Consider the following 24,983-nt stretch of genomic DNA (forward strand, 5'->3'; position numbering starts at 1 on the left):
ATACGCGTGCCTAACGCTCACAAGGATAGTCCAGGTCAGCTTCGCAGGATACCCCTTCTGCATAATCTTGTGGCGGAATTTATATCACCAGACATCCTTCCCTGACTTGTTACTTTATTGTTAATTACATCACAATTACCGCGGTCAGAAGAATGGCGCGGTACAGAAATAGCACTATGATTTATCAGCGCTTTTACTCCGTTTACCGACAATATCCGGCTAATTCGACCGATTATCGCACGTTAACCACGGCGGAACGATTGCCCAGGCGTCACTTCAATGTTTTGATTAAACGAACGATTAACGAATAAATGTTCGATAATCGCACATTCAATTTCAACGCCTGCGGTGGAGAATATAAAAAAGCCTCTGTCCCCCCGCCTTGCTTTTGCAGGAATAACCGCATGACAAACAGAACGACTGATATTCAAGCGTTTATTAACGAGCATCCTTTCTCGAAATACCAGTGGATGATTCTCGTGCTGTGCTTTGTGACCGTCGCGATGGACGGATTCGACACCGCCATTATTGGCTTCATTGCCTCCGATCTGGTTTCCGAATGGGGCGTGGAAAAATCCGCGCTCGGGCCAGTCATGAGCGCTGCGCTGGTCGGCCTCGCCGTCGGGGCGCTGACTGCAGGTCCGATGGCGGACCGGATTGGCCGCAAAAAGGTGCTGATCATGTCGATCATCGTCTTCGGCGGCTTCAGCCTGCTGACCGCCTTTGCCAGTTCGCTCAATCAGTTGACCGCGCTGCGTTTTTTAACCGGGCTGGGGCTGGGGGCGGCGATGCCGAATGCCGCCACCTTAATGAGCGAATATGCCCCGGAGCGCCGCCGCGCGCTGCTGGTGAACCTGATGTTTGTCGGCTTTCCGATCGGCTCATCAATGGGTGGCTTTATCTCTGCGTGGTTAATACCACACTACGGCTGGCAGAGCGTACTGATCCTCGGCGGCGTGATGCCGCTGGCGCTGGCGGTAATACTGGTGTTTCTGCTGCCGGAATCGGCCCGTTATCTGGTGGTTAAAAACAGATCCCAACAGCAAATTGGCGCGATTCTGCGCCGCATCGCCCCCGTTCCCGACGCCACCCATTTTGTGTTGCATGAAACCGGCCAGGTAAAAGAGAAATCGGCGCTGGGCGTGATCTTCTCACCGCGCTATGCGCTCGGGACAGTCATGCTCTGTCTGACCTACTTTATGGGTCTGCTGATTTTTTATCTGTTGACCAGTTGGCTGCCGCTGCTGATCCGCGAAACGGGCGCGACCCTGAGCCAGGCGTCGATTATTACCGCCCTCTTCCCATTGGGCGGCGGTATTGGCGTTCTGGTGCTCGGCGCGTTAATGGATAAGTTCAACCCGAACAAAGTGGTGGCGGTGGGCTGGCTGCTGACCGGGGTGTTCGTCTGCCTGGTCGGGTTCTCTACCAGCAGTCTGGTATTGATGGGCGTGATGGTCTTTATCGCCGGGACGATAATGAATGGTGCGCAATCGTCCATGCCCGCGCTGGCCGCCGGGTTTTATCCGACTCAGGGGCGCGCCACCGGCGTGGCATGGATGCTGGGTCTGGGACGCTTCGGCGGCATTCTTGGCGCGTTTAGCGGCGCGTTCCTGATGCAGGCGCAATTGGCTTTTGAAACCATTTTCACCTTCCTGGCGATCCCTGCGCTGGTTTCCGCCTTCGCCCTGATGGTGAAATATTGGGTGGGTAATCGCCAGCTCTCCACCTCGCCGGGGACGGCAAAAGAACCGGGCAACGCCACGCAAAAAGCCTGATGTTTTCCCGACAGGTGCGCGCCTGTCGGGAAGCGTCATATTTTTGCAATCTTTACAATACGTCCTTTACCGTAGCGTAATCCGCTCATTATCAGATACTTAGCAGGCTACAAAATAATCCTGCGCGGCGCTGAAACGTGTCTTTTCATCCACTAAAAACTGTGACGGCCCACAAACTTTCTCTTTTACGACTATTCTTAACTGGCTTCGATGAAATTCACGATCCCGCTGTGTGATTTACAGGAGTTCTAAATGGAATATAAAGATCCGATGTTTGAGCTGCTGAGCAGCCTGGAACAAATTGTTTTTAAAGATGAATTGCCGAGAACGACCCTGACGCAAAAATCCGCCTCCCTCACTGACATTGAACAGTGCAGACGGGGCAGCGGACTTAAAATTGACGATTTCGCCAGAGCGTTAGGCGTGTCTGTCGCCATGGTTCAGGAATGGGAATCGAAACGCGTGAAGCCTTCGAGTACCGAATTGAAGCTGATGCGCCTGATACAAGCTAACCCGGCGCTCAGTAAGCAGTTGATGGAATGACCTGTCTCTTAGGATGAACGGTCCTGTTTCAGGACCGTTTTTCGACCATAAAGCAGAAAGAAGTAAAATAAAAGTTGCATCACCCGGCGTTACATGAGTTAATGCGTTCAACGGTTTGACGTACAGACCATTAAAGCAGTTTAGTAAGGCAGTCCCCTTCAAGAGTTATCGTTGATACCCCTCGTAGTGCGCATTTCCTTTAACGCTTAAAAAATCTGTAAAGCACGCCATATCGCCGAAAGGCACACTTATTTTTTAAAAGGTAATACACTATGTCCGGTAAAATGACTGGTATCGTAAAATGGTTCAACGCTGACAAAGGCTTCGGCTTCATCACTCCTGACGATGGCTCTAAAGACGTGTTCGTACACTTCTCTGCTATCCAGAACGATGGCTACAAATCTCTGGATGAAGGTCAGAAAGTTTCCTTCACCATCGAAAGCGGCGCTAAAGGCCCGGCAGCTGGCAACGTAACCAGCCTGTAAGCTTTAAAAGCTCAGTATTCAGAATCCCTGCCAGACGGCGGGGATTTTTTTTATCTCCGTCCTGCCCTCCTGTCTTTGCATTACTTTACCTCGTCTGGCTTTGACCTTCCCCTTAGGGAAAGCTTTATAGTGATATCCTTTCTTTTCACATGGAATTGATACAATGTCTATACGTCCTCTGCTGTTGACGCTGGGCCTGTTCGCCAGCGGCACTGTTTTCGCTGCTTCTCCTCAAGCCGCTTTCCTGGCGGAACATGGGCTTGCCGGTAAAACCGTCGAACAGATGGTCGATGCGCTTGACCAGACGCCGCAGGCGCGCCCGCTCCCCCTGTCTGCCTCCATTACCAGTACGGCGCTGAAACTCTCTTCCGGCGAGCAGTCGTATACACTGCCGTTGGGCGAAAAGTTTTATCTTTCCTTTGCGCCCTACCAGCGCCAGACCCATCCCTGCTTTAACCACAGCCTCTCCGGCTGCCAGGGGGAAATGCCTGACACCACATTTAACGTCAAAATCACGGACAGCAAAGGCGATGTGCTAATTGAGAAACCGATGAAAAGCCATCAGAACGGCTTTATCGGCGTGTGGCTGCCGCGCAATATGGAAGGGATAATCGAGGTGAGCTACAACGGGAAAATGGCGTCTCATGCTTTTGCGACACGAGAAGACAGCCAGACCTGTCTGACGGAATTGCAGTTACAATAAACGCATAATGATAATGCCCGATAGCGCTATGCCGATCGGGCGAAAAACACAGTAACGCAAAGAGTAAAAGGGTGCATTGAGAATGCTTCACACCAGAAGAATGGCGGGGACAACGCCCCGCCAGATGCTCTTACTGTTTCACTTCACAGGCTAAAAACGCCGCCAGTTCATTATTTCCCTGTCTGATATGTAATTCGCATAATGAATCACGAACCATCCAGGTAAATAATAAAATAGTGAGACATATCACTATTAAACTGCACAATATACATCTTTGCGGCATCATCAGCCTCCGGTGTTGATTTTCAACAGGTAAGAGGCTACTCTTATGGTGTTGAAGCATAGAGGCGGCCTCACTTTGATTTATTGTCAGGTGGGGCTTTTCTCTGTCTGCCATCTGGTGAATACCTGAGACAGCCAGTCTCAAGCACCCGTCTGCATTCTACTGCAAATATCGTGTTTGCCTTCGTTAATAAATTCCTAAAGTATTTTCTTCCGCTCAATGAATTATACATTGTCATTTAGCAGAATATTATTAGCGATTCTATTAATCATTTTTTGACAATAAAAAAGCCCGCGCAATGGCAGGCTTTTTATTATTAACGATTCGCTTATTGCAGCAGCGAAATATCCGCGACTTGCAGGAACAGCTCACGGAGTTTAGACAGCAGCGTCAGACGGTTGATACGCACCTCTTTGTCTTCCGCATTGACCATCACATTCTCAAAGAACTCATCCACCGGTTGACGCAGGGAAGCCAGCTCAATCAGCGCGTCCTGGTAGCGACCTTCGGCAAAGTATGGCTGCAGCTTGTCACGCAGTACCACCAGGTCTCTGGCCAGTGCCATTTCCGCCGCCTCTTTCAGTACGGATGCGTGAACAATGTCATTCAGCGTTTCATCAGACTTCGCCAGAATATTGGAGACACGCTTGTTTGCTGCCGCCAGCGCCGACGCGGCTTCCAGCGTACGGAAGTGTGAGACGGCCTTCATACGCGCGTCAAAGTCTGCCGGACGCGTCGGACGACGCGCCAGTACCGCCTGAATGGTGTCAACGCTATAACCTTCATCCTGGTACCAGGCGCGGAAACGACCGAGCATAAAGTCGATCACATCGTCCACGACGTTCGCGTTGGTCAGCTTGTCGCCATACAAACGCGCCGCTTCTTCGGTCAGTGTCTGTAGATCCAGATTCAGGTTTTTCTCGACGATGATGCGCAGTACGCCCAGCGCGGCTCGACGCAGCGCGAACGGATCTTTATCTCCTTTCGGATGCTGACCAATGCCAAAGATACCCGCCAGAGTGTCCATTTTGTCCGCAATCGCCAGCGCGCAGGCTACCAGATTAGACGGCAGCGCGTCGCCCGCAAAGCGCGGCTGATACTGCTCGTTCAGCGCGACAGCCACATCTTCTGCTTCGCCGTCGTGGCGAGCATAGTGCATGCCCATGACGCCCTGAGTGTCAGTGAACTCAAAGACCATATTGGTCATCAGGTCGCATTTTGACAGCAGGCCCGCCCGGGTCGCGTGATTCACGTCTGCGCCAATCTGACCGGCAATCCAGCCAGCCAGCGCCTGAATGCGATCGGTTTTGTCACGCAGCGTACCCAGTTGCTGCTGAAACAACACGGTTTGCAGACGCGGCAGATGATCTTCCAGACGTTTTTTACGGTCGGTATTGAAGAAGAACTCCGCATCCGCCAGACGCGGGCGAACCACCTTCTCATTACCGGAGATGATCTGCTGAGGATCTTTGGATTCGATGTTGGCGACGAAGATAAAGTTCGGCAGCAGTTTGCCGTCATTCGCGTAAACCGGGAAGTATTTCTGGTCGCCTTTCATGGTGTAAACCAGCGCTTCAGACGGCACCGCAAGGAATTTCTCTTCGAACTTCGCGGTCAGCACCACCGGCCATTCCACCAGCGAGGTGACTTCTTCCAGCAGGCTTTCGCTCAGGTCGGCGTTACCGCCAATGTTGCGCGCCGCCTCAATGGCGTCAGCTTTGATTTTCGCTTTACGCGCTTCATAGTCGGCCATGACTTTACCGCGCTCCAGCAAAATTTGCGGATACTGATCGGCATTGTCGATGGTGAATTCTGGCTCGCCCATAAAGCGATGACCGCGAATCACGCGATCGGACTGGATACCCAGAATCGTTGCCGGCAGCACCTTGTCGCCCAACAACAGCGTTACCGTATGAACCGGACGCACGAAATGGACGTCAGACGCGCCCCAACGCATCAGTTTCGGAATCGGCAACTTCGTCAAAGACGTGGCGATCATGTTCGGCAGCAATACTTCGGCGCGCTCGCCTTTCACATGAGCGCGATACAGCAGCCATTCGCCTTTGTCCGTGGTCAGACGCTCGGCCTGGTCGACGGTGATACCGCAGCCGCGCGCCCAGCCTTCAGCCGCTTTGCTCGGATTGCCTTCTGCATCGAAAGCCTGCGCAATCGCCGGACCGCGTTTTTCCACTTCGCGATCGGGTTGGGACTCCGCAAGGTTCGCCACTTTCAGCGCCAGACGGCGCGGCGCGGCAAACCATTCAACGTTGCCGTGTGCGAGGCCAGCGTTATCCAGCTCCGCAGTGACGTTCGCAGCAAAGGACTCAGCCAGGCTGCGCAGGGCTTTTGGTGGCAGCTCTTCAGTGCCAATTTCCACTAGAAAAGTTTTCTCAGACATGGCCGCCTCTTAGTTGTCTTTATTGCACATCGGGAAGCCGAGGGCTTCACGGGAAGCGTAGTAAGCTTCTGCCACTGCTTTGGTCAGGGTGCGAATGCGCAGAATGTAGCGCTGACGCTCGGTGACGGAGATGGCTTTACGCGCATCCAGCAGGTTGAAGCTATGGGCGGCCTTCAGAATACGCTCGTAAGCGGGTAGCGGCAGCGGGTTTTCCAGCGCCAGCAGCTGCTGCGCTTCTTTCTCGTACTGCTCGAAGCAGGTAAAGAGAAAATCCACATCCGCGTATTCGAAGTTATAGGTGGATTGCTCCACTTCGTTTTGATGGAACACGTCGCCGTAGGTGGTTTTACCCAACGGGCCGTCGCTCCAGACCAGGTCATAAACGCTGTCTACGCCCTGAATGTACATCGCCAGACGTTCCAGGCCGTAGGTGATCTCACCGGTAACCGGCTTACACTCCAGGCCGCCAACCTGCTGGAAGTAAGTGAACTGCGTCACTTCCATACCGTTCAGCCACACTTCCCAGCCAAGACCCCAGGCGCCCAGCGTCGGGTTTTCCCAGTTATCTTCAACGAAACGGATATCGTGGATGGTCGGGTCCATACCCAGTTCTTTCAGCGAGCCAAGATACAGTTCCTGAATGTTGTCCGGAGACGGCTTAATCACCACCTGGAACTGGTAATAGTGCTGTAAACGGTTCGGGTTTTCGCCATAACGACCATCGGTCGGACGACGAGAAGGCTGCACATAAGCAGTCGCCATCGGTTCTGGCCCCAGCGCGCGCAGGCAGGTCATGGGATGAGAAGTTCCCGCGCCGACTTCCATGTCCAATGGTTGAACAATGGTACAGCCCTGGCGAGCCCAGTAATCCTGTAAGGTCAGGATCAAGCCCTGGAAGGTCCTGGTATCAAACTTTTGCATATTATTTCGTGCTGGATACGTGTGGATTTAAAGGAAGGGTCCAGTATACCCGCTGACTGCAAGATATACAGTACGTAACGGGAAAAAGGCAGGGCTTAGCGCATGGAAAGATGTAAAAACTGCCCATCCGCATCAAAAGAGCAGACAAAACTCTCTTTACGGAAGGTATAACCGCGCATCTCATAGCTTGCCTGAAACTGTTCGAAGCCGGTGACATCAATTTCTTTCGTGTCCGTGTTGTAACGTCGGGCCGCCTGATCTTTGCAGAGCGCTTCCATATCCAGCGAGCGCGTTGGGCTCATTTTAGCCTGCTGCGCCTTTTGCGGCGGTGGCGGCGTCACGGCGCAGCCCGTCAGCATGACGAAGACAACGGCTGAAAAGAGTGGCTTTATCATCATTTTATTACCGCCTGGTGGATGAGAACGTTTTATTATTATTACGGTGCAGGGCAAACATATTTTTGCGAACCCTATCGGGCCATCACAAGCTTTAGCGTAAAAACTCAGATTTTTCCAACAAGACAGGCTGATGAAATGTGAGTCAGACCTTTTTTAACATCGAAACAGAGGAACTGATGCAGCCCAAAATTTTCTGGATTGACAACCTGCGAGGGATCGCCTGTTTGATGGTGGTGATGATCCATACCACGACCTGGTACATCACCAACGCCCACAGCGTCAGCCCCGCGAACTGGGATCTCGCGAATATCCTGAATTCCGCTTCCCGCGTCAGCGTACCGCTGTTTTTTATGATTTCAGGTTACCTCTTTTTTGGCGAACGCAGCGCACAAAAGCGCCATTTCGTGCGCATCGCCCTGTGCCTTTTGTTCTACAGCGGCGTCGCGTTGGCATACATCACGCTGTTTACCTCTATTAACGCTGAGCTTTCTCTCAAAAATCTGCTGCAAAAACCGGTGTTCTATCATCTGTGGTTTTTCTTTGCGATCGCCGTGATCTACCTGGTTTCACCGCTGATCCAGGTAAAAAACGTCAGCGGCAAGATGCTGCTGGTGCTGATGGTCGTGACAGGGATTGTCGCCAACCCCAATACCGTACCGCAAAAAATCGGCGGGGTTGAATGGTTGCCCATCAATTTGTATATCAACGGCGACACCTTCTATTACATCCTCTATGGCATGTTGGGACGTGCGATCGGCATGATGGAGACACAAAAACGGGCGCTAAGTTGGCTAAGCGCCGTGGTATTTATTGTCGCCGTCGGGGTTATTTCTCGTGGCACGCTGCACGAGCTACAGTGGCGCGGTAATTTCGCTGATACCTGGTATCTTTATTGTGGGCCAATGGTGTTTATCTGCGCCATCGCGCTACTGACGCTGGTTAAAAACACGCTGAATGGCGGAACGCTTCCGGGGCTTGGGCTGATCTCCCGCCATTCGCTGGGCATTTACGGGTTCCATGCGTTGATCATTCACGCGTTGCGCACCAGCGGCCTGGAGATCAAACGCTGGCCGCCGCTGGACATGCTGTGGATTTTTAGCGCAACGCTTTGCGTCAGTTTACTGCTGTCAATGCTGTTGCAGCGGGTCGATACCCGCCGACTGGTTAGCTGAAACAAAACGCCCGGTCTGTGCTGACCGGGCGTAGAGAGTAAGTATTAACGACTTCAGGCAAGACGGCGTTTCAATCGCCGCAATAATAAACAGGTCAGGCACCACAATAATAAAATCATTATTTTACTAATCTGACGCACGTATGAGACGAACAAACCCCAGAAGACTGACAAAGAGAGCAATGGGGTGAATCACTTTCTCCACTGTCGTGAGCGGCGCATTCATAATTCCGACGCAAAATAAACCCATCGTAATTAATGCCACCAGTTTGCAGACGACAATAAAGCGTTCGTCAAGTTGACCACGCGTCATTTCTCGTAGATAAACCCATGTGACAAACCATGCGGTCATCAGCACCCCGAGAAAATAGCCTTTTCCACTGAGTAACGGGCATGCTCGCCATAGGCCAATAACGTAAGTCAACGTGCCTGAAATACATAACAGCCATGCAATCAACGTTGCGCCTTTCACTGGGATCTCCTTATCCAACGCGTGTTATGCAGATTAGGGATAACCCGACAGGAACAACAATTAAAAAAGACTTAAGTGAAAGAATTTAAGAATAAATTCATATAAATAATTTATAGATAAATCATTTCTATACGCAGAATAAATCCCTCCTGTATACAGGAGGGAGTGCGATCAGGACATCAGGGGATGTAACTGTTGATAAAGACGGCGGAACGTTTCGCGTCGCTGCTGATAAAGCGTATGACGCTGTGCGTCAGGCAGATGCGTTTGTTCCAGCGGCAGCTCCGGCAGCAGCTCAGATAACGGCGTCTCCGGATTGACGGCGATCTGCGCCAGACGGGCTGCGCCAAGCGCTGGCCCGACATCGCCCCCCGTGCGGTAATCCAACTGCAATCCGCTGATATCTGCCAGCATTTGTCGCCACCAGGCGCTACGCGCGCCGCCGCCGATAAGCGTAATGCCTTGCGGCTTCACGCCGCAGGCATGCACGACATCCATCCCGTCGGCCAGCGCATAACCTACCCCTTCCAGCACCGCGCGCGCCAGTTCAGCCGGACCGTGCTGGTGCGTCAGACCAAAGAAAACCCCCTTCGCCTGTGGATTGTTATGCGGCGTCCGCTCGCCGGAAAGATACGGTAAAAACCAGACGGGATCGGCGCTGTCATCCGCTTTCTGGGCCGCCGCCAACAGTGCAGGGACGGTTTCCAGCCCGGTGAGTTTTGCCGCCCAATCAAGGCAGGACGCCGCGCTCAGCATCACCGACATCAAATGCCAGCGGCCCGGCAACGCGTGACAGAAGCTGTGCACGGCACTTTCCGGCTTGCTAAGAAATCCTTCGCTGACAGCAAAATAAACCCCGGAGGTACCCAGCGACAGCATGGCCTGATTGGCATCAATCATCCCGACGCCCACAGCCCCCGCCGCATTGTCTCCGCCACCCGCGACAACCGATACCGACGGCATTCCCCACGCCATCGCGATCTCTGGTAGCAGCGTTCCGCTGATGTCGCTGCCTTCAAACAGCGTGGGCATATGGTCACGGCTCAGGCCGCAGGCATTCAGCATCACGTCGCTCCAGTCGCGCTTTTCAACATCCAGCCACATTGTTCCCGCCGCATCCGACATATCGCTGGCAAACTCGCCCGTCATACGTAAACGCAGATAATCCTTCGGCAGCAGCACTTTCGCCACCTGGCGGAAAATATCCGGCTCATGGCGCTTCACCCAGAGCAGCTTCGGCGCGGTAAAGCCGGGCATCATCAGGTTGCCGGTGATTTCACGCGACTGCGGAACCTGCGTCTCCAGTAGCGCGCATTCTTCGCCGCAGCGCCCGTCGTTCCATAAAATGGCGGGACGCAAAACGCGCTGTCGGGCGTCAAGTAACGTCGCGCCGTGCATTTGTCCGGCAATCCCCAACGCTTTAACATTGCGCAACGAATGTTGCTTGCCGAGCGCCTTTATGGCGCGGTCGGTCGCCAGCCACCACTGCTCGGGGTCCTGCTCAGACCAAAGCGGGTGGGGACGAGAGACGGTGAGCTTTTCCGTTTGCGATGCCACAACCTCGCCCTGCTCGTTGAGCAAAATAGCCTTCACGCCCGAGGTGCCAAGATCGATCCCGATATACATGTTGTGGGTTCCTTCAATGAAAAGGCCCGGCAGCGCGAAGCTCACCGGGCCTACAACAACCGTAGGCCGGGCAAACAGAGCGCCGCCCGGCAAAAACGCTTATTTGTCGAACAGATAATAGTTCACCAGGTTTTCCAACTGCTCCTGATGTCCACTCTGATGAACCGGCGCCAGGTTATGCTGTTCAGCATACTGCGCCAGTTCGCTTAACGACATCTGGCCTTTGAGGATCTGCTGACCCAGTTCGCTGTTCCAGCCTGCATAACGCTTCGCCACGCGTTTATCCAGCTCGCCATCTTCGATCATGCGCGCAGCGATTTTCAGCGACAGCGCCATGGTGTCCATCGCGCCGATATGACCGTAGAACAGATCGTATTTGTCGGTGCTCTGACGACGGACCTTGGCGTCAAAGTTCAGGCCCCCAGTGGTGAAGCCGCCCGCTTTCAGGATTTCATACATGACCAGCGCATTTTCCTCAACGCTGTTCGGGAACTGGTCGGTATCCCAGCCCAACTGCGCGTCGCCGCGGTTAGCATCAACAGATCCGAACAGGCCTAGCGCGATCGCGGTTGCAATTTCATGATGGAAAGAGTGGCCTGCCAGCGTGGCGTGGTTCGCTTCAATATTCAGTTTGATCTCTTTTTCCAGACCGAACTGCTTCAGGAAGCCATAGACGGTCGCCGCGTCGTAATCATACTGATGCTTGGTGGGCTCCTGCGGTTTCGGCTCGATCAGCAGCGTTCCCTGGAAGCCAATTTTGTGTTTGTGCTCAACGACCATCTGCATGAAGCGGCCAATTTGTTCGCGTTCCTGACGCAGGTCGGTGTTCAGCAAGGTTTCATAGCCTTCACGACCGCCCCACAGCACGTAGTTTTCGCCGCCCAGCTTATGAGTGGCTTCCATCGCCGTCACCACCTGCGTGGCCGCCCAGCTGAAGACCTCCGGGTCCGGGTTGGTCGCTGCGCCTGCGCCGTAACGTGGGTTGGTGAAGCAGTTTGCGGTGCCCCACAGCAGCTTCACGCCGCTTTCTTCTTGTTTCGCGGCCAGCACATCAACCATGTGGGCGAAGTTGTTTTTATACTCTTTCAGCGACGCGCCTTCCGGAGAAACGTCGACATCGTGGAAGCAGTAGAACGGAACATTCAGCTTGTGAAAAAACTCAAACGCGACATCTGCTTTACGTTCTGCCAGCGCCAGCGCTTCACCCGGTTGCTGCCACGGACGGTTGAACGCGCCGACGCCGAACATATCCGCCCCGTTCCAGCAGAAGGTATGCCAGTAGCAGGCAGCAAAGCGCAGATGATCTTCCATCCGTTTGCCCAGCACGACTTCATCAGGATTGTAATGACGAAACGCTAAAGGATTCGTGGATTTGGCGCCTTCGAAACGCACACGATCGAGTTGGTCAAAATAAGCCTGCATAATAAGCTCCGTAATCAGGTAATACAGCGAGTAATTGCGATGACTTAATACTGGAATTTCCCGATTTAGAGCTCAATTACGTTATTTCACACCGCCATTAAGAGAATACCCAAATGTGCGCTGGCTCCCAAAAAAAGGCGCAAAACCGCAGAAATGAGGGGGGATAAAAAGCGATCCAGCTCGAAGGTTGAGAAATAAACAAAAAACCGTAACCGCCAGATAAGAAATGAGAATTGCCTTCCTCGTTTCGCTATGGTCAATTTCGCATGGCGCCACGCCAGTGATAGTATCGACCAGCCCATGTTCACATTGTTCAGGATATGTTCTTATGTTTGATAAACGTCACCGTATTACCCTGTTATTTAATGCGAATAAAGCCTATGACCGCCAGGTTGTAGAGGGTGTCGGTGAATATTTACAAGCGTCGCAGTCTGAATGGGATATATTCATAGAAGAAGATTTTCGCGCCCGCATTGATAACATCAAAGAATGGCTAGGCGATGGCGTGATTGCCGACTACGACGATGCGGAAATCGCGCGTTTGCTGGTCGACGTTGACGTTCCCATCGTCGGCGTAGGCGGCTCCTATCACCTCGCGGAAAATTACCCGCCGGTACATTACATCGCCACCGATAACCATGCTCTGGTCGAGAGCGCCTTCCTGCATCTGAAAGAGAAAGGCATCAACCGTTTCGCCTTTTACGGACTGCCGCCGTCCAGTGGGAAACGCTGGGCCGTGGAGCGCGAGCACGCTTTCCGCCAACTGGTGGCGGAAGAAAAATACCGGGGCGTAGTATACCAGGGGCTGGAAACCGCGCCGGAGCTGTGGCAGCACGCGCAGAATCGACTGGCGGACTGGCTGCAAACCCTGCCGCCGCAAACCGGTATTATCGCGGTGACCGACGCCCGCGCCCGCCATGTCCTGCAGGTGTGTGAGCATCTTCATATTCCGGTGCCAGAAAAGCTGTGCGTAATTGGGATTGATAACGAGGAGCTGACCCGCTATCTGTCCCGCGTGGCGCTGTCATCGGTGGCGCAAGGGGCGCGGCAGATGGGCTATCAGGCCGCAAAGCTGCTGCACCGTCTGCTCGCGAATGAGGAAATGCCGCTCCAGCGGATTCTGGTACCGCCGGTTCGTGTGGTCGAACGACGCTCTACGGACTACCGTTCCCTTACCGACCCTGCGGTGATTCAGGCTATGCATTTTATCCGTAATCACGCCTGCAAAGGCATTAAGGTAGAGCAGGTCCTGGATGCCGTCGGCATTTCCCGTTCAAATCTCGAAAAACGTTTTAAAGAGGAGGTCGGCGAAACGATTCACGCCGTGATCCATGCAGAAAAGCTGGAGAAAGCCCGGAGCCTGCTGATCTCCACCACCTTGTCGATTAACGAAATCTCCCAAATGTGTGGATACCCTTCGCTACAATATTTCTATTCCGTGTTCAAAAAAGAATATGGTACGACGCCAAAAGAGTACCGCGATGTGAACAGTGAAGTATTGATGTGAGGAGAGGCGCGTGTGAGATCAGGCATCGCCAGGAGGGCGAAAAAAAACCGGTGGCGCTGTGCTTACCGGGCCTGCAGGACGCTGCAGGCCGGATAAGGCGAAGCCGCCATCCGGCGTTTTGCTTACATATGCGCAGCGATTAAGCGCTGGTTATCCTGATACATCGCGAACAGATAATTGTTATAACTCTGTCCCTTCGTCGAATAGCCCTTCAGCTTATGAATCATCGCAGTCGCCGTGACTTCCTGATCCGCTTTACGCAGCTGCGCGCGCGACTTGCGGAATGAGGCGTAAGCCGGGTGCGTGTTCAGGTTGGTGACGTACGCGCTCACGGACTCCTTTACCGAGTCGAACTGCGAGTAGCCTTTCACCTTGCCAGGCGCATTGGTGCAACGCCCTTTCGCGCATTTCATACCGAACAGGTTATTGTTGGTACGCGCAAGTTTAGAGGTTCCCCAGCCGCTTTCTGCCGCCGCCATCGTCGCCACCATACTGGTCGGGATGATGTCCACGCGTTCCAGCAGCGTATTCCACGGAATGTGGCGCGTGTTGCCGGACCATTTCACCTTGTAGCGCTTCGCGATATCTTTCAAACGCGTACGCTCAGACGGCGACCAGCGGTTCTGGTACTGTTTTGAAATCAGCCAGTTACGCTCTGCGGTGATCGCCGCATTTTGGCTGGTAATATAAGGCATAACCGTCCGGAGAAACGCTTTTTTTCGCGGTGTTCCGGAAGGGTATTTTCGCAAATCAGGAAGTGAACGACTCTTTGCACTATTGCGAGAATACTCTTGTTTACTGCTTACCTTTTTATCACTGACTGTTGTTATGTGGGACTTTTGACTCGATGTTGTCGTGTGCGTCTTTGCCAGCACCCCACCCGAAAATACGAAGGTGAGTAACATAAGAATCATTGCCCCATATCGTCGCATGGGCGTCAATATCATTAGGTCTCCTGGTCGGATTGAATCATTCCAACACCTTATCTTATTCATAATTTTGAGAGCTGAATCTCAAATCATATCAAAAATAACGATCAAGAGCATCTCAAGAAATAGTCTAAATCCGAAATCATGTCACGCATAAACCATCCCGCACCGAAGTCATTCGAGAAAAATGTGAGGGTTATCGCAAATTAAGGCCATTTTTTGCCGGCGATCGCTCATCCGCGCGCCTCATCCTGACCGAATACCACGAGGGGATGAGTTTTCCCTACGGGTTCTCAGGCAAACTGGTCAAAATCGCCGCAATAAGGACCGCACTATGAAACTTGCCGCCGTTGCTCTGGCGCTGCTGCCGGGGATCGCCGTTGCCTCATCGTGGACGGCTCAGGGCTTTCCGGCATTTACTGCCGGGGGATCGGGGACATTTTCCAGCCACGCAACGCTCACGAAGGGTACCCGCCCTTTGACGCTCAATTTTGACCAACAGTGCTGGCAGCCAGCGAATGCTATAAAACTCAATCAGATGCTGTCGCTGAAGCCCTGCGAAGGCGCGCCGCCGCAGTGGCGGCTGTTCAGAGACGGCGATTACACACTGGAAATCGACACGCGCTCAGGGACACCGACGTTAATGATTACGCTCCAGCGCGATGCGGAACCGGTCGCTAGCGTGATTCGCCAGTGTCCGAAATGGGACGGATCCCCGCTGACGTTTGATGTGGCGCCGACTTTTCCTGAAGGGTCGGTAGTCCGCGATTTCTACAGTCAGCAGACTGCAATGGTCAAAAACGGCAAAATCACCCTGCAACCCGCGCCGGACAGCAACGGTCTGTTGTTGCTTGAGCGGGCAGAAACCGACGCGCCAGCCCCGTTCGACTGGCACAACGCTACCGTTTATTTTGTGCTGACCGATCGCTTTGAAAACGGCGATCCCGGTAACGACCAAAGTTATGGTCGTCACAAAGACGGCATGGAAGAGATCGGCACCTTTCACGGCGGTGACTTACGCGGCCTGACCCGCAAGCTGGACTACCTGCAACAGTTGGGCGTCAATGCGCTGTGGATCAGCGCGCCGTTTGAGCAAATCCACGGCTGGGTTGGCGGCGGGACGAAAGGCGATTTCCCGCATTATGCCTACCACGGCTATTACACCCAGGACTGGACCCGTCTCGACGCTAATATGGGCAACGAAGACGACCTGCGCGCACTGGTTGACGGCGCCCACCAGCGGGGGATCCGCATTCTTTTTGACGTGGTGATGAACCATACGGGCTATGCAACCTTGGCCGACATGCAAGAATTCGGCTTCGGCGCGCTTTATCTTTCCGACGAAGAACGGCAAAAGATCCTCGGCGAACGCTGGACCGACTGGAAACCTGCCGCCGGGCAGAACTGGCACAGTTTTAACGATTACATTAACTTCAGCGACAAAGCAGCATGGGAAAAATGGTGGGGCAAAGGGTGGATACGCACCGATATCGGCGAGTACGACAGCCCAGGCTTTGACGATCTCACAATGTCGCTGGCCTTCTTGCCGGATCTGAAAACCGAATCCACACACCCTTCCGGTCTGCCGGTGTTTTATCGACATAAAACGGATACCCATGCTAAAGCCATTGACGGGTTTACGCCGCGGGACTATCTGACCCACTGGCTGAGCCGCTGGGTCCGCGACTTCGGGATTGATGGATTCCGCGTGGATACGGCCAAACATGTCGAGCTTCCGGCGTGGCAACAGTTAAAAACGCAGGCCAGCGCCGCGCTGGTCGAATGGAAAAAAGCCAACCCGGACAAGGCGCTTGATGACAAGCCTTTCTGGATGACCGGTGAGGCCTGGGGACACGGGGTGATGCAAAGCGACTACTATCGCCACGGCTTTGACGCAATGATTAACTTTGATTACCAGGAGCAGGCGGCGAAAGCGATTGATTGCCTGGCGGCTATCGATCCCACCTGGCAGCAAATGGCGGAAAAGTTGCAGAGTTTCAACGTGCTGACTTATCTGTCGTCCCACGATACTCGCCTGTTCCGCGAAGGCGGCAGCAACGCGGCGGAGTTGCTGCTCCTGACGCCGGGCGCGGTACAAATCTTTTATGGCGATGAGTCGGCGCGGCCCTTTGGTCCGACCGGTTCAGATCCGCTACAGGGCACTCGGTCACAGATGAACTGGCAGGATGTCAGCGGGAAATCTGCTGCTAACATCGCGCACTGGCAGCGGCTCGGTCAGTTCAGGGCCAGGCATCCGGCAGTCGGCACGGGTAAGCAAACTACGCTCACCCTGACGCAGGGATACGGCTTCGTGCGCCAGGCCGGAGACGACAAAGTGATGGTTGTCTGGGCCGGACAGCGCTAAGCGGAAGCGGCGTCTGGTTCCATAGCGCGCCCGACGCCGCAACAGGAAATACCATGGTGATCAGGATATCCAGCATAAAACGTCAAGACCCCATGACAGACCCGATTTGCACCCTGCCAGTGCTGGCGTTAAGGTAAGCCACTTTGATTCAGCGTTTGACAGACCATCCGTTATGACATTTTCACTTTTTGGCGACAAATTCACCCGTCATTCAGGCATTACCCGCCTGATGGAAGACCTCAACGACGGTTTACGCACCCCCGGCGCTATCATGCTGGGTGGCGGTAATCCGGCACAAATCCCGGCGATGCAGGATTATTTCCATTCGTTGCTTGCCGGAATGCTGGAAAACGGCAAAGCCACTGATGCGCTTTGCAATTATGACGGTCCACAGGGAAAAACCGAGCTGCTCAGCGCGCTCGCTTCGCTACTCCGTGAGAATCTGGGTTGGGATATCGAACCACAGAATATTGCGCTAACAAATGGCAGTCAAAGCGCGTTTTTCTACTTGTTTAACCTGTTTGCCGGTCGCCGCGCTGATGGCAGCACAAAAAAGGTGCTGTTCCCCCTCGCGCCGGAATACATCGGCTACGCGGATTCAGGGCTGGAAGAAGATCTGTTTGTCTCTGCACGGCCCAATATTGAGCTGCTACCGGAAGGGCAGTTCAAGTATCACGTTGACTTTGAGCATCTGCACATTGGTGAAGATACGGGGATGATTTGCGTCTCACGCCCGACAAACCCTACGGGGAACGTGATTACCGATGAAGAACTGATGAAGCTCGACTCGCTTGCTAACCAGCACGGCATTCCGCTGGTGATCGATAATGCCTACGGCGTCCCGTTCCCGGGCATTATCTTCAGCGAAGCGCGTCCGCTGTGGAACCCAAACATTGTGCTGTGTATGAGCCTCTCCAAGCTGGGTCTGCCTGGCTCGCGCTGCGGCATCATCATCGCCAATGAAAAAATCATCACGGCGATCGCCAATATGAACGGCATTATCAGTCTTGCCCCGGGCGGCATCGGGCCGGCGATAATGAACGAAATGATCAAACGTAACGATCTGTTGCGTTTGTCGGAAACGGTAATTAAACCGTTCTATTATCAGCGCGTTCAGCAAACTCTCGCGATCATTCGCCGCTATTTGCCGGAAAATCGTTGCCTGATCCACAAACCGGAAGGGGCGATTTTCCTCTGGCTGTGGTTTCAGGATTTGCCCATCACCACCGAGCTGCTGTACCAGCGTCTTAAAGCGCGCGGCGTGCTCATGGTGCCGGGGCACTATTTCTTCCCCGGTCTGGATAAACCCTGGCCGCACACGCATCAATGCATGCGTATGAACTACGTGCCGGACCCAGAAAAGATTGAAGCTGGCGTGAAGATACTGGCGGAAGAAGTTGAACGCGCCTGGGCGGAAAATCAATAGCCTGGCGAAACGGTCCGGCTAACGCAAGCCGGGCCATCCTTTTTACAGCGGTTGCGTATGCAAACGCTGGCGCTGAATATCTGCCGCATTCACACACTGTAATGCTCCCGTTGGGCAAGCCGCGACGCAGGCCGGTCCCGTCTCGCGGTGCCAGCAGAGATCGCATTTGATCGCCTGAACCCGTGAAGTCTGAACGGTGATATTCATGGCGCCAAACGGACAGGCCAACATACAGCTTTTACAGCCGATACACCGTTCCTGCTCCACAAAAACGTGCCCACGATCGCGGCGAATCGCGTTTGTTGGACAAACGTTGGCGCATGGCGCATCTTCACACTGATGGCAGGCGACTGCGGTGGTAAACGTGTTCTCTTTAATGACCTGAATACGTGAAACAAACTGTCCTGCCGATACCGCCGCACAGTCCTGATTTTCCTGATGCGAGACCACGCATGCGACTTCGCAGGTACGACAGCCAATACATTTCATCGCATCCGCCATAATAAACCGGTTCATAGCTCACTCCGATCGCCCAAAAATGACAGAGTGCCAGAGAGCATAGCGTTGTCGCTTTGATCGCACAGGGGATACGGTGAAATTTTGTCAGATGCCCGAGGCGTTCTGGGATTTTGCCAAAGATTGCTCACCGTTCCGGTATAAAAAAAACCCTGGACGACAACGCCCAGGGGGAATAATCCGCAGGCGACATCACGCTACGGAATAAACTGACACCAGATTGAGAGGCATCTAAATTTGATAATCGGCCTCATCGACGACGCTATAGAGCGCCTGGATATTATCCAGTGCCAGTATGTATCCGCTTCCTTTTACGCTAACGATAGAATGCTGCGGCAGGCCAAGCATATTTAATTTGTTATTTAAATTTTTCACCATCGTTGACAGACGTTGTGTGGAAGCGCTTAATTCATTTTTTTCCCAGATGTTGACGAGTAATTCATCTTTTGACACATAATGGGTGCGGGCGTTAAGTAAAAGGTAAACAAACAGACGCAGCATGGTATGATTAAAAAAAACGCCGCCGAAAGTAATCACGCTGTCCATTTTATTTACCGGCAGCCTGAAGATTCTTGACTCGCTTATATCAAAAAAAATTTCACGACCAATCATAAATCCATGTAACTGGTATTCCATTTTGCAGCACTCACGTTTAATTCACTATCGAAAGATAAACATGATTAAGTCCTTGTAGTTAATGTCTATCGCAAGTTTAAAAAAAATAGCATTAATTTCAATAGATCCCCGCGGAGGTATTTTCCGTATTCCCACGGGAAAGATGCAGATTTTCCGTCTGCAATAAACGATAACTCAACATAATGTTACACCATAGGGCAAAATTTCAGATAATCCCCCTAAAGAGGGGTGTCTGCTCAACCCTGCAAGTTAATCATACATATTTAACGCAAATTGCAAATTTTTCTTCTATGGAAGCGGTAAAGCAGGCTCATGAATTAACATGTTCTTTGCAGTAACGTCGTTTCCAGACGGCAGGGGTCAGACCAGTATGCTTACGGAAAATTTGTCGGAAATAGCCCACGTCGCTAAAGCCGCATTGTTCAGCAACCTCTTTTAAGGATCGCGCATCGCTGATCAATAATTTCTCCGCCGCCCGCACGCGCTGACGATGAATCGCCTCGGTCAGCGTTAAATGAAAAACGCGCCGGTAAACTCGCCCCAGATAATCCGCATTACAGTGTAGTTCTCGCGCCATAATAGCGGTGGAAAGAGGACGATGATATTGCGTGCGGATCAACTGTTGCGCTTTCCATGCCAGCGAAACGCCCGCCTCCTGCGTATTATCAGTAGGTCGGGAAGGCTGAGCCATTTGCTGTAATATCAGCAACACAATAAATTCCAGCGCCGGACTGCGTTGCATTTTTTCCTGCTCTATCATGAACTGGCGAAAAAGCGCGATCAGCGCCTGCGGATCCGCCACGCGCGTGTGCTGCGGCACTGAAAGGTGCGTCAGCCATCTCGGATCGTTGTCCGGCGCTTTTACCTCGAAATGCAGCCAATAAAAACGCAGATCAGCGGGAAAATCTTCTACCCCAACATGGCGACGCTGGGGCCAGAGCAGCAAACTTTCTCCCGCTTCCACGCAAAATCGGTTTTCTTCTTCCTGAATGGTCAGCAGACCTTTTTCAACGAAAATAATTTCCCACGACGACAATGTCCTCGCCGGGTGACGTCCGATCCCCCGGGAAAGAAATAATCCGCCGTTTTGAACTTTGATCGGAAGCGTCATGGATAATTCGAGCATAGATATGGAAATTCCCGCTTTAAATGAAGCTAATAATATCTTTACCTATTGATTATTATCTAAAAATAAGCCAATCACCGGATCTGCCTCACACTTTTACACAGAGGTCGGAATCGTCACCTTTTTTTACTCTTTCGTTGCCTTGTTGCATCGCCGCTTCCAGGCAGAATTAATCAGGTCATCAGTCATAAAAAAATAATCACTGACCGAAACCTCATTTAGCGAGGAATAACTATGACCTCTACACCGATTACCCGCGATCAACTCGCACAAGGCCGCGTCGACGATGCGCTCTCGGTGCGTGAAAAAATAGGCTACGGCCTGGGAGATGCAGGCGGCACCGTTATTACCTGCCTGATCATGAACTTTCTCACCTTTTTCTATACCGATGTGTTTGGATTAACGCCCGCGTTAGTCGGCACGCTGTTTATTGCCCTGCGCGTATTTGATGCCGTTTCCGACCCCATCATGGGGGTGATTGCCGACCGCACGCAAAGCCGGTGGGGGCGCTTTCGTCCCTGGCAGCTGTGGGTGGCCATTCCCATTGGCGTCATCGGCGTGCTGACCTTTACCGTGCCGGACGCCAGTATGGGGGTCAAAATCGCCTGGGCGTTTGGCACCTATCTGCTGCTTTCCGTTGGTTATACCGCGATCAACGTGCCCTATTGCGCGCTGATCAACACCATGACCACCCGGCACAATGAGGTGATTTCCTGTCAGTCCTGGCGCTTTGTGCTTTGCGGCGTGGCGGGCTTTCTGGTCTCTGTTGGTTTGCCGTGGATGGTCGATATCTTTGGCAAAGGTAACGCCGCCCAGGGCTACCAGTTGGGCGTCGGCGTGCTCTGTGCGGTCGCGGTCATCATGTTTCTGTGCTGTTTCTTCTGGGTACGCGAGCGCGTGCCGATTGAGATGATGGGAAAATTTACGCTGCGCGAGCACCTTGCCGGGCTGCGTAAAAACGATCAGTTGCTGCTGATGCTGGTGATGTCGTTCCTGCTGATCAACGTCTTCAACATTCGCGGCGGCGGGTACATGTATTTCATCACCTATGTGCTGGAAGGCAGCACCGCTTATACCTCACTGTTTTTTACAATGGTGACCTTCGCTTCGATTATCGGCTCGGTGCTCGTCAGCCCGCTGACACGACGCGTGGACACCGTCAAACTTTACTCCGCCACCAACCTGGTACTGGCGGCGCTGGCGGTGCTGATGTGGTTATTACCCACCGGTCCGGCCTGGCAGACATTGTGGCTGGGGGTGATCCTCGGTAACGGTATTATTCTTGGCTTCACGTTGCCGCTGCACTTTTCGCTGATGGCGTTCGCCGATGACTACGGCGAGTGGAAAACCGGCGTGCGTTCGTCCGGCATGAACTTCGCCTTTAACCTGTTTTTCATCAAGCTGGCCTGGGCTTCCAGCGCCGGGATCATCAGCCTGCTGTTCATTCTTGTCGCCTACCAGCCGGGGGCGGAAAACCAGACGGCGCAGTCGCTTGGCGGCATTACCGCGATGGAAACCCTGCTTCCCGCCCTGTTCCATCTGCTGCTGGCGCTGTCGATCCGCTATTGCAAACTCAATAACCCCATGATGACGCGAATCGCCAGCGACCTGCGTCAGCGTCATGTTCATTTATAAGGAGCACACCATGAACGTACCGGAAGTCGACCTGCACATGCTGAAGGTCAGCGATCCGTTCCTCGGACAATATCAACGCCTGGTTCGCGACGTCGTGATCCCTTATCAATGGGACGCGCTGAACGACCGTATTCCGGAGGCCGATCCCAGCCATGCGATCGAAAACTTCCGCATCGCGGCGGGACAGCAGTCCGGGGAATTTTATGGCATGGTTTTTCAGGACAGCGATGTCGCCAAGTGGCTGGAGGCCGTGGCCTGGTCCCTGTGCCAGAAGCCAGACCCGGCACTGGAAAAGACCGCCGATGAGGTGATTGAGCTGGTCGCCGCCGCCCAGTGTGACGACGGCTATCTCAATACGTATTTTACCGTCAAAGCTCCGCAAGAGCGCTGGACCAACCTAGCGGAGTGCCATGAGCTTTACTGCGCCGGACACATGATTGAGGCGGGCGTGGCCTTCTACCAGGCCACCGGCAAACGCCGCCTGCTGGAGGTCGTTTGCCGTCTGGCGGACCATATCGACAGCGTATTCGGCCCCGGCGAACATCAGTTGCACGGCTATCCGGGCCATCCGGAGATCGAGCTGGCGCTGATGCGGCTGTATGAAGCGACGGGGTGTTCGCGCTATCTGGCGCTGGTGAATTACTTTGTTGAACAACGTGGAACGCAGCCGCACTTTTACGATCTGGAGTACGAAAAGCGTGGGCAAACATCTTACTGGCATACCTACGGCCCGGCGTGGATGGTGAAAGATAAAGCCTACAGCCAGGCGCACCAGCCGCTTTCAGAGCAGCAAACGGCGACGGGCCATGCGGTGCGTTTTGTGTATCTGATGACCGGAGTGGCGCATCTGGCGCGGCTTAGCCAGGATGAACGCAAGCGTCAGGACTGTCTGCGCTTATGGCGGAACATGGCGCAACGCCAACTGTATATCACCGGCGGGATCGGTTCGCAGAGTAGCGGCGAAGCCTTCAGCAGCGACTACGATCTGCCGAACGATACCGTGTATGCGGAAAGCTGCGCCTCAATCGGCCTGATGATGTTCGCCCGGCGGATGATTGAGCTGGAAGCAGACAGCCAGTACGCCGACGTCATGGAACGCGCGTTATATAACACCGTCCTTGGCGGAATGGCGCTCGACGGAAAGCACTTTTTCTACGTTAACCCACTGGAAGTGCATCCGCAGTCATTAAAATTTAATCATATCTATGACCACGTGAAGCCCGTGCGCCAGCGCTGGTTTGGCTGCGCCTGCTGCCCGCCGAACATCGCCAGGGTTCTGACTTCGCTGGGTCATTACATCTATACGCCGCGTCCGGAAGCGCTGTATATCAACCTCTACGTGGGTAACAGTATTGAACTGCAAACGGAAAACGGTTCTCTCAGGCTGCGTATTGACGGCAACTATCCGTGGCAGGAGCACGTCAGTATTACCATCGACTCGCCACAAGCTGTGCGGCATACGCTGGCGCTGCGCCTGCCGGACTGGTGTTCAGATGCCCGCGTAACGCTTAACGGCGACGAAGTCAGCCAGGATATCCGCAAAGGCTATCTGCACATCACCCGTGACTGGCAGGAAGGCGACACCATCGGGCTGACGCTACCGATGCCGGTGCGCCGGGTGTATGGCAACCCGCGGGTACGCCACGTCGCGGGTAAAGTCGCCCTTCAGCGCGGACCGCTGGTGTATTGCCTTGAACAAGCCGACAACGGCGAGGAGCTGCATAATCTGTGGTTACCAAAAGAGAGCGATCTGCGGATCTTTGAGGGTAAAGGCCTTTTTGCCCATAAGATGCTGATCCAGGCGGAAGGGTTAAAACAGAGCGCCCGCGACGCCGCGCAAAGCGCACTCTGGCACTACGATCGCGCTCCCGGCGCCTGGCAGCCGCACACGCTGACCTTTATTCCGTGGTTCAGTTGGGCCAATCGGGGCGAAGGCGAAATGCGGATCTGGGTTAACGAACGATGAGGGAGCCGCGCTAAATTACTGGATGGCGGCTTGCGCCTTATTTATTCTACGGTACCACTGTGCCAGGCCACCATCCACGGAAGCGACGTTTGCCAGACAAGCACATTTAAAGGAATAATGCGGCGACCATCTTCTGGCAAACACACTAAGGAGCATCATGAGCAGCACGGACGATACATCTTCAACCCGCTTCAAACGCATCAAAGCCTCGGCCATCTACCGGTTATTGTTGATAGGCCTCGGTATTCCCATGATGCTTTTCAGCTTCATTTGCGGCGTGCTGAGCCTTTTCGGCTTTAACATGGTGAAATGGAACGACCAACCGGTACAGGGTTTACTGGCGATCCCCACCGCATTGTTTAGCGGTTTGTTTATCACCGTCCTGTTCACCGTTTTCGTTGGATCGATTGCTTGCCTGGGATTATGGATTTACAGCCGTTTCCGCCCTCTACAGGTTAAGGTGCTGGACTGAAATATGGTGCAGCGGACATACTTCCGCTGCCCTAAAAGGATAACAAAGCACCCTTCACACCAAATATCTCATGCCACATTAGTCGTTTAACTTTACTCAATACGTGACGGAAATCATTTTCGTGGCGTTTTTTTTTGCGCAAAATGCTTCTTGTTCATCAAACCTGTCTGCTTAATGACTGCTAGCTTTTCAGTTTACTGATGTTTAA

22 protein-coding genes are annotated in these 24,983 nt (G+C 53.4%); 11 read left to right on the forward strand and 11 right to left on the reverse strand.

Annotated features, from left to right (window positions below; translation table 11 throughout):
* Window positions 1–404: 404 nt before the first annotated feature.
* The 4 genes from OOJ60_RS11785 (at window position 405) to cueP (ending at window position 3,506) form a co-directional block, all read left to right on the forward strand.
* Window positions 405–1,775, forward strand: a complete 1,371-nt coding sequence (locus OOJ60_RS11785; RefSeq protein ID WP_200035549.1) for an MFS transporter — start codon at window positions 405–407, stop codon at window positions 1,773–1,775.
* Between the two features lie 252 nt (window positions 1,776–2,027).
* Entirely contained in the window at window positions 2,028–2,318 is a 291-nt protein-coding gene (locus OOJ60_RS11790) for an HTH-type transcriptional regulator (RefSeq protein ID WP_042286829.1), read from the forward strand.
* Between the two features lie 272 nt (window positions 2,319–2,590).
* Entirely contained in the window at window positions 2,591–2,803 is a 213-nt protein-coding gene (cspE, locus tag OOJ60_RS11795; protein ID WP_000014594.1) for a transcription antiterminator/RNA stability regulator CspE, read from the forward strand.
* A 163-nt stretch (window positions 2,804–2,966) separates the two neighbouring features.
* Window positions 2,967–3,506 carry a copper-binding periplasmic metallochaperone CueP gene (gene cueP / locus OOJ60_RS11800; RefSeq protein WP_205612602.1) on the forward strand — a complete coding sequence of 180 codons (540 nt, stop codon included), beginning with the start codon at window positions 2,967–2,969 and terminating at the stop codon, window positions 3,504–3,506.
* A gap of 130 nt (window positions 3,507–3,636) precedes the next feature.
* Here the strand turns inward: cueP and hokA are convergent, their stop codons facing one another.
* From hokA to OOJ60_RS11820, 4 genes are all read right to left on the reverse strand, one after another.
* Window positions 3,637–3,789 (reverse strand): type I toxin-antitoxin system toxin HokA, encoded by a 153-nt coding sequence (gene hokA, locus OOJ60_RS11805; protein WP_120714894.1) that lies wholly within the window; start codon window positions 3,787–3,789, stop codon window positions 3,637–3,639.
* 328 nt (window positions 3,790–4,117) lie between these two features.
* Window positions 4,118–6,187, reverse strand: coding sequence for a glycine--tRNA ligase subunit beta (gene glyS, locus OOJ60_RS11810; protein ID WP_042286836.1), 2,070 nt, complete (start codon window positions 6,185–6,187; stop codon window positions 4,118–4,120).
* A 9-nt stretch (window positions 6,188–6,196) separates the two neighbouring features.
* On the reverse strand, window positions 6,197–7,108 hold the full coding sequence (glyQ, locus tag OOJ60_RS11815; protein WP_060570235.1) for a glycine--tRNA ligase subunit alpha: 912 nt from the start codon (window positions 7,106–7,108) through the stop codon (window positions 6,197–6,199).
* A 95-nt stretch (window positions 7,109–7,203) separates the two neighbouring features.
* A complete protein-coding gene (locus tag OOJ60_RS11820; RefSeq protein ID WP_042286840.1) occupies window positions 7,204–7,506 on the reverse strand; it encodes a YsaB family lipoprotein in 303 nt (100 codons plus the stop codon).
* 176 nt (window positions 7,507–7,682) lie between these two features.
* Here OOJ60_RS11820 and OOJ60_RS11825 point away from each other — a divergent pair, with 176 nt between their 5' ends.
* Window positions 7,683–8,678, forward strand: a complete 996-nt coding sequence (locus tag OOJ60_RS11825; protein WP_205612603.1) for an acyltransferase — start codon at window positions 7,683–7,685, stop codon at window positions 8,676–8,678.
* Between the two features lie 126 nt (window positions 8,679–8,804).
* On the opposite strand, the gene yiaB is transcribed toward OOJ60_RS11825, so the two are convergent.
* The 3 genes from yiaB to xylA form a co-directional block, all read right to left on the reverse strand.
* Window positions 8,805–9,149, reverse strand: a complete 345-nt coding sequence (gene yiaB, locus OOJ60_RS11830) for an inner membrane protein YiaB (protein ID WP_042286847.1) — start codon at window positions 9,147–9,149, stop codon at window positions 8,805–8,807.
* Window positions 9,150–9,320: 171 nt separating this feature from the next.
* Window positions 9,321–10,775 carry a xylulokinase gene (gene xylB / locus OOJ60_RS11835; RefSeq protein ID WP_205612604.1) on the reverse strand — a complete coding sequence of 485 codons (1,455 nt, stop codon included), beginning with the start codon at window positions 10,773–10,775 and terminating at the stop codon, window positions 9,321–9,323.
* Between the two features lie 99 nt (window positions 10,776–10,874).
* Entirely contained in the window at window positions 10,875–12,197 is a 1,323-nt protein-coding gene (xylA, locus tag OOJ60_RS11840; RefSeq protein WP_042286853.1) for a xylose isomerase, read from the reverse strand.
* Window positions 12,198–12,525: 328 nt separating this feature from the next.
* On the opposite strand from xylA, the gene xylR reads away from it, so the two are divergent.
* On the forward strand, window positions 12,526–13,704 hold the full coding sequence (gene xylR, locus OOJ60_RS11845; RefSeq protein WP_205612605.1) for a D-xylose utilization transcriptional activator XylR: 1,179 nt from the start codon (window positions 12,526–12,528) through the stop codon (window positions 13,702–13,704).
* 122 nt (window positions 13,705–13,826) lie between these two features.
* On the opposite strand, the gene OOJ60_RS11850 is transcribed toward xylR, so the two are convergent.
* Window positions 13,827–14,651, reverse strand: a complete 825-nt coding sequence (locus OOJ60_RS11850) for a protein bax (protein WP_060570237.1) — start codon at window positions 14,649–14,651, stop codon at window positions 13,827–13,829.
* 316 nt (window positions 14,652–14,967) lie between these two features.
* On the opposite strand from OOJ60_RS11850, the gene malS reads away from it, so the two are divergent.
* Both malS and avtA read left to right on the forward strand, forming a co-directional pair.
* Window positions 14,968–16,998 (forward strand): alpha-amylase, encoded by a 2,031-nt coding sequence (gene malS / locus OOJ60_RS11855; RefSeq protein ID WP_205612606.1) that lies wholly within the window; start codon window positions 14,968–14,970, stop codon window positions 16,996–16,998.
* Window positions 16,999–17,170: 172 nt separating this feature from the next.
* The gene (avtA, locus tag OOJ60_RS11860; protein ID WP_042286864.1) at window positions 17,171–18,424 is read left to right on the forward strand and encodes a valine--pyruvate transaminase; all 1,254 of its coding nucleotides are present in this window, start codon (window positions 17,171–17,173) and stop codon (window positions 18,422–18,424) included.
* 42 nt (window positions 18,425–18,466) lie between these two features.
* Here the strand turns inward: avtA and OOJ60_RS11865 are convergent, their stop codons facing one another.
* The 3 genes from OOJ60_RS11865 to OOJ60_RS11875 all read right to left on the reverse strand — a co-directional run bounded on the left by OOJ60_RS11865 (window position 18,467) and on the right by OOJ60_RS11875 (window position 20,702).
* Window positions 18,467–18,940, reverse strand: a complete 474-nt coding sequence (locus tag OOJ60_RS11865) for a 4Fe-4S dicluster domain-containing protein (RefSeq protein WP_205612607.1) — start codon at window positions 18,938–18,940, stop codon at window positions 18,467–18,469.
* A gap of 231 nt (window positions 18,941–19,171) precedes the next feature.
* Entirely contained in the window at window positions 19,172–19,576 is a 405-nt protein-coding gene (locus tag OOJ60_RS11870) for a winged helix-turn-helix domain-containing protein (protein WP_042286870.1), read from the reverse strand.
* 310 nt (window positions 19,577–19,886) lie between these two features.
* Entirely contained in the window at window positions 19,887–20,702 is an 816-nt protein-coding gene (locus OOJ60_RS11875) for an AraC family transcriptional regulator (RefSeq protein ID WP_181822346.1), read from the reverse strand.
* 234 nt (window positions 20,703–20,936) lie between these two features.
* Between OOJ60_RS11875 and OOJ60_RS11880 the strand changes: the two genes are divergently transcribed.
* From OOJ60_RS11880 to OOJ60_RS11890, 3 genes are all read left to right on the forward strand, one after another.
* Entirely contained in the window at window positions 20,937–22,337 is a 1,401-nt protein-coding gene (locus OOJ60_RS11880) for an MFS transporter (RefSeq protein WP_205612608.1), read from the forward strand.
* Between the two features lie 10 nt (window positions 22,338–22,347).
* Window positions 22,348–24,303, forward strand: coding sequence for a glycoside hydrolase family 127 protein (locus OOJ60_RS11885; RefSeq protein WP_205612609.1), 1,956 nt, complete (start codon window positions 22,348–22,350; stop codon window positions 24,301–24,303).
* Between the two features lie 157 nt (window positions 24,304–24,460).
* Window positions 24,461–24,775 carry a hypothetical protein gene (locus OOJ60_RS11890; protein WP_042286880.1) on the forward strand — a complete coding sequence of 105 codons (315 nt, stop codon included), beginning with the start codon at window positions 24,461–24,463 and terminating at the stop codon, window positions 24,773–24,775.
* Window positions 24,776–24,983 lie beyond the last annotated feature (208 nt).

It is taken from the genome of Citrobacter sp. R4, assembly GCF_026719175.1.
GTDB lineage: Bacteria > Pseudomonadota > Gammaproteobacteria > Enterobacterales > Enterobacteriaceae > Citrobacter_A > Citrobacter_A sedlakii.

Bases quoted from the DNA above. Each gene is read 5' to 3' on its own strand.
- OOJ60_RS11785 (WP_200035549.1), top strand. From the start codon at position 405: ATGACAAACAGAACGACTGATATTCAAGCGTTTATTAACGAGCATCCT.
- OOJ60_RS11790 (WP_042286829.1), top strand. From the start codon at position 2,028: ATGGAATATAAAGATCCGATGTTTGAGCTGCTGAGCAGCCTGGAACAA.
- cspE (WP_000014594.1), top strand. From the start codon at position 2,591: ATGTCCGGTAAAATGACTGGTATCGTAAAATGGTTCAACGCTGACAAA.
- cueP (WP_205612602.1), top strand. From the start codon at position 2,967: ATGTCTATACGTCCTCTGCTGTTGACGCTGGGCCTGTTCGCCAGCGGC.
- hokA (WP_120714894.1), bottom strand. From the start codon at position 3,789: ATGCCGCAAAGATGTATATTGTGCAGTTTAATAGTGATATGTCTCACT.
- glyS (WP_042286836.1), bottom strand. From the start codon at position 6,187: ATGTCTGAGAAAACTTTTCTAGTGGAAATTGGCACTGAAGAGCTGCCA.
- glyQ (WP_060570235.1), bottom strand. From the start codon at position 7,108: ATGCAAAAGTTTGATACCAGGACCTTCCAGGGCTTGATCCTGACCTTA.
- OOJ60_RS11820 (WP_042286840.1), bottom strand. From the start codon at position 7,506: ATGATGATAAAGCCACTCTTTTCAGCCGTTGTCTTCGTCATGCTGACG.
- OOJ60_RS11825 (WP_205612603.1), top strand. From the start codon at position 7,683: ATGCAGCCCAAAATTTTCTGGATTGACAACCTGCGAGGGATCGCCTGT.
- xylB (WP_205612604.1), bottom strand. From the start codon at position 10,775: ATGTATATCGGGATCGATCTTGGCACCTCGGGCGTGAAGGCTATTTTG.
- xylA (WP_042286853.1), bottom strand. From the start codon at position 12,197: ATGCAGGCTTATTTTGACCAACTCGATCGTGTGCGTTTCGAAGGCGCC.
- xylR (WP_205612605.1), top strand. From the start codon at position 12,526: ATGTTTGATAAACGTCACCGTATTACCCTGTTATTTAATGCGAATAAA.
- OOJ60_RS11850 (WP_060570237.1), bottom strand. From the start codon at position 14,651: ATGATATTGACGCCCATGCGACGATATGGGGCAATGATTCTTATGTTA.
- malS (WP_205612606.1), top strand. From the start codon at position 14,968: ATGAAACTTGCCGCCGTTGCTCTGGCGCTGCTGCCGGGGATCGCCGTT.
- avtA (WP_042286864.1), top strand. From the start codon at position 17,171: ATGACATTTTCACTTTTTGGCGACAAATTCACCCGTCATTCAGGCATT.
- OOJ60_RS11865 (WP_205612607.1), bottom strand. From the start codon at position 18,940: ATGAACCGGTTTATTATGGCGGATGCGATGAAATGTATTGGCTGTCGT.
- OOJ60_RS11870 (WP_042286870.1), bottom strand. From the start codon at position 19,576: ATGGAATACCAGTTACATGGATTTATGATTGGTCGTGAAATTTTTTTT.
- OOJ60_RS11875 (WP_181822346.1), bottom strand. From the start codon at position 20,702: ATGCTCGAATTATCCATGACGCTTCCGATCAAAGTTCAAAACGGCGGA.
- OOJ60_RS11880 (WP_205612608.1), top strand. From the start codon at position 20,937: ATGACCTCTACACCGATTACCCGCGATCAACTCGCACAAGGCCGCGTC.
- OOJ60_RS11885 (WP_205612609.1), top strand. From the start codon at position 22,348: ATGAACGTACCGGAAGTCGACCTGCACATGCTGAAGGTCAGCGATCCG.
- OOJ60_RS11890 (WP_042286880.1), top strand. From the start codon at position 24,461: ATGAGCAGCACGGACGATACATCTTCAACCCGCTTCAAACGCATCAAA.